The 3664-nt window shown below is 35.8% G+C and carries 6 protein-coding genes; 2 read left to right on the top strand and 4 right to left on the bottom strand.

Features of this window, described 5'->3' with window-relative positions; genetic code table 11:
* On the top strand, nucleotides 1-259 hold a 259-nt coding region (locus TPSD3_RS12635), incomplete at its 5' end, for an IS1 family transposase (RefSeq protein ID WP_280938422.1).
* Nucleotides 260-336: 77 nt separating this feature from the next.
* Here TPSD3_RS12635 and TPSD3_RS12630 read toward each other — a convergent pair.
* The 4 genes from TPSD3_RS12630 to TPSD3_RS12615 all read right to left on the bottom strand — a co-directional run bounded on the left by TPSD3_RS12630 (nucleotide 337) and on the right by TPSD3_RS12615 (nucleotide 3076).
* Nucleotides 337-543 carry a hypothetical protein gene (locus TPSD3_RS12630; RefSeq protein ID WP_086488892.1) on the bottom strand — a complete coding sequence of 69 codons (207 nt, stop codon included), beginning with the start codon at nucleotides 541-543 and terminating at the stop codon, nucleotides 337-339.
* A gap of 5 nt (nucleotides 544-548) precedes the next feature.
* Nucleotides 549-839 (bottom strand): BrnT family toxin, encoded by a 291-nt coding sequence (locus TPSD3_RS12625; protein WP_086487521.1) that lies wholly within the window; start codon nucleotides 837-839, stop codon nucleotides 549-551.
* A gap of 297 nt (nucleotides 840-1136) precedes the next feature.
* Entirely contained in the window at nucleotides 1137-1757 is a 621-nt protein-coding gene (locus tag TPSD3_RS12620; protein ID WP_086488891.1) for a hypothetical protein, read from the bottom strand.
* A gap of 287 nt (nucleotides 1758-2044) precedes the next feature.
* The gene (locus TPSD3_RS12615; protein ID WP_086486662.1) at nucleotides 2045-3076 is read right to left on the bottom strand and encodes an IS630 family transposase; all 1032 of its coding nucleotides are present in this window, start codon (nucleotides 3074-3076) and stop codon (nucleotides 2045-2047) included.
* 88 nt (nucleotides 3077-3164) lie between these two features.
* On the opposite strand from TPSD3_RS12615, the gene TPSD3_RS12610 reads away from it, so the two are divergent.
* Nucleotides 3165-3664, top strand: a 500-nt coding sequence (locus TPSD3_RS12610) for an InlB B-repeat-containing protein (RefSeq protein WP_140048557.1), incomplete at its 3' end; no start/stop codon positions are given.

The raw sequence follows: 3664 nt of genomic DNA, 5'->3' as shown, positions 1-3664 counted from the left end.
GCCAGTGTATCGGCAGTGTGCTGTTTCGTATACTGATTTTTGGCAGTCCTATCAATCTGTTTTTCCTAGTAAACGCCATCATGCTGTTGGCAAACAAACAGGTTTAACCAACCTTGTTGAGCGTCTTAATTGCACTCTGAGGCAGCGTATTTCTCGTCTGGTCAGAGAAACGCTATCTTTCTCTAAAAAATTAGAAAATTACATCGGAACAATTTGGCACTTTATTCACCATTACAACGAATCGTTAGATTTGGGATAATTTTATTCATATCACTACTTGGCTAGGACTACCCAGCATTTATACCCTACTTGGCTGGGTCGGCTTTGATCGACAAGTTATAGTTTTTGCAGATGGTTTGCATACTCAATAATTTCTTTGTCTTTTTTTAGTAAATCATTAACCATCTGGCTAGTATCCATATTTTTTAGTGATGCGATGAATTCGGCTATTTCAGGCTCAAGATAAATTGGCAGATTGAAACGGGCATCAGGGCTATAAAATTTGCCTCTAATCCCTTTTGAAAAATCATATTCTTTTTTCATAGATTTCACTCGTTATATTGCATAATTTCTGATTTTTCAGCCTTTCTTGCTGAAATTACTCTGATTTTACACAGGGCAATACTTTCCATTTTAAATGTATGGCAAACTAAAAGTACGCTGCCAGAACTATCCAAGCCGAGAGTAACCCATCTTTCCTCAGTTTCGCTATGTTCCTCATCAGGTATTGAAATTGCGCTGGGATCACGAAAAACTGTTATTGCACGTTCAAAGCTTACACAATGCTTGGTAAAGTTGCTTTTGGCTTTTTGAGAATCCCATTCAAAATCATATTGCATACTGCACTCTTTATTCAAATGATGGTTTTACAGTATAACAAGGAGTTTACCCATGTAGTGCAGTAGAGTCGGATTGGATTTCTATTGTTGGGAGGTGCAGCCGCGTCCGCCCAACGCCCGAACTAAGCCGACCGTTACCGCCGCAAGGCATAAAACAAACTAAAAAAAACCAACAGCAACGGGTCAGCTTTGAGCGACAAGTTATGATAAAACCTAAATGTTATTTTATACTCTTCTTAAAAGAGTAGTCCATTTCAACCCAATCTTTTGGGATTGAATGTTCTAATGTTCTACTAATTACTTCTTCCAAATTATGGGAGTTGTCTGAGTTATAAAAATAGATTCTAAGTATCTTGAAAATGGCATTTTTCGCCCCTGTTTATTCTGTGAAATTGGATAGTTTATATCTTCTTGTAGCACTATCCATTTTATAGATTTTAGTAATTCTTCCAGTGTTAAGTCGAAAGAATTTCCGTCAGAATTGTAAGTTTTTTCTCCATGAGCTTTTTTAACTCTTGTTATCAATTGTTCTGATGGTACTATTGGGTTGTATTGCAGAAAAACCTCAATATTTTGTAGGTTTATGTTGCCATCTATCGCTAAGTTAATCAAAACATCCCTCAAGTTAGTTGCTGACATCCCTCCATATGTAATTTTATTAAAAATATCAGTAATAATATTTGTATGTGATAACGCTACTGTTGTGTTATTTTTATTTATATCTACACGGTAGTCATAAGTAGTTCCATTGCCTTGTACAGCTTTATATCCAGGGAATGAAATTGAAATAGTTGTTCCGTCACGACAAGTATCAATCTCAACCCGTGATACATGAAGGTTTCTATTTCTAGCATTTTGAGTGAAATTATTTTGTCGAAAAATTTCTTGGAGTTGATTTTGTAAGTCTTGAAAACTCATTTTTCCATTCCTCATAACAATCGAAATCAGCCGCGTAGTGAAACGGAATCGGATTAAATTTCCATTATTGAGCGGCGCAGCTGCGTCCGCCCAATTAGTAACTAAGCTGTTTTTATATAGTATTCCATGTTATCCTAACAAACGCCCCTAAGCAACAGCAAAAAGCCAAAAAACAAGGTTACATTATCAGCATAACACACTATATATCATATTATACGGAAACAAATAAATCTATGCTATACCAAAATTATGTGAGATATAAAAACAAATTAAGTTCTAATATCTAGCTAGATATTAGGTATAAGATACTGTTTAATTTTATTAAACTTAAACACTTTACCTGACAAAAAGGTCTCAAACATACTAGTGACTTCTTTAAAGCTTGATAGACGATGAAAATTCTTTCTGACCCAATTCTTACCTTGAAGCCAAATATCCTCGACTGGATTTTGCTCTGGGGCATTGGGCGCAAATCTTAATAAACGAACTTTCCATTCTGATTCTGGAAGTCCCCCATTTAATTTCTCTAAATAAGTTCTTAAACCTTCAGAACGATGATAACTTGCACCATCCCAAATAATCACATGACGGGCTTCTTTATATCTGTAAATGAGCCAGTTAATAAAGTCTATCGTATATTTTGTATCAGCTTTCTTTGCCCTATCTAAAATAAATTCTCCCGTATAAATATTCACCGCTCCATACCACGTTTGAGAAGTGCGATAATTACTCATCTTTATTGACGTTCTTTCTCCTTTTTTCGACCAAACATAACCACAAATATCTCCCCACAACTGATGGCTTTCGTCTTGCATCCAGTACATTACCTCTCCACTTTCTATCTGTTCACGCTCCTTATCTATTAAATCCTTAATCTCTTTTTTTTTAGCTTCCACTTTTACCTCATCTTTTGCCGAATTCTCTTTGTGTGTCTTCTTATAACTTAAATTCGCTTCTTCTAATAATTTAGTATAAGAAGTATTTGAAGAATAGAAAACATCATACTCCTCTTTTAAGTATCTCTTTAGTTCCTCTATTGTTATTGTCTTCTTTTCTTGTATCCAATTAATCACATCTTCTCGTTCACGCGGCTTTAAATACCCTGGTGAGCCTTTATACGCTAACTTTAATCCTTCAACCCCTGACGCTAAATAAATGGCTTTCCATTTATCCACAAATTGCACACTGACACAACACGCTAAAGCCGCTTCCGCACGCACAAAACCAAGCAAAGACATTCTTACTGCCATCGCTCGCTTCACTTCTCTCGCTTCACCTGTTGACATTAATTCTTCTAAATCTTCATATCTTTTGTTCATTATTCTCTCCTATTTGAAAAGTATTATTATACGACTCTGAAAAAATTGGTATATTACAGCTATAAGCCCTCAAGAAACGCTAACTTATTTGGAAATTATACCTCCAACTGATGGAATTATTAGTGGGTATATTGGTTCTACCACTGTTTATTGTGGAAATGGTGATGACAACGTTGTTGGTGAGCAATGTAGTGTTTCTGGTTTTACAGCAAATACTATGCGTATCCTAACTGCTATACCAAAACAAGGTTACACCTTCTCTCAATGGTCAGATGCTTCAGTTTGTGGTTCTATGATGGATACACCTTGTCTGCCCATTACAACTGGCAATGGTAACACATTAACCGCTTACTTTAGTCCTAAAATTGCTATTCAAGGTAATAATCTTGTTTGCATTACTGGTCTTAGCCAAGAAAAGCCATTTTCATGGCTTTTAAAAAATAAGGATGGAAGTATTTACAAACAGGGAAGCTCTTCCACCCCGTCTAAAGGTGAATCTGCTGAGGTAATTGCTTTTGAATTTTCCTTAGCAATGGGCTTCAAGAATGCTTCGGACAATTGTATTAAAATCGGCAATCGTATGTTATT

Source organism: Thioflexithrix psekupsensis (assembly GCF_002149925.1).
Lineage (GTDB): Bacteria > Pseudomonadota > Gammaproteobacteria > Beggiatoales > Beggiatoaceae > Thioflexithrix > Thioflexithrix psekupsensis.
This window is presented reverse-complemented; position numbering and strand designations above follow the sequence as displayed.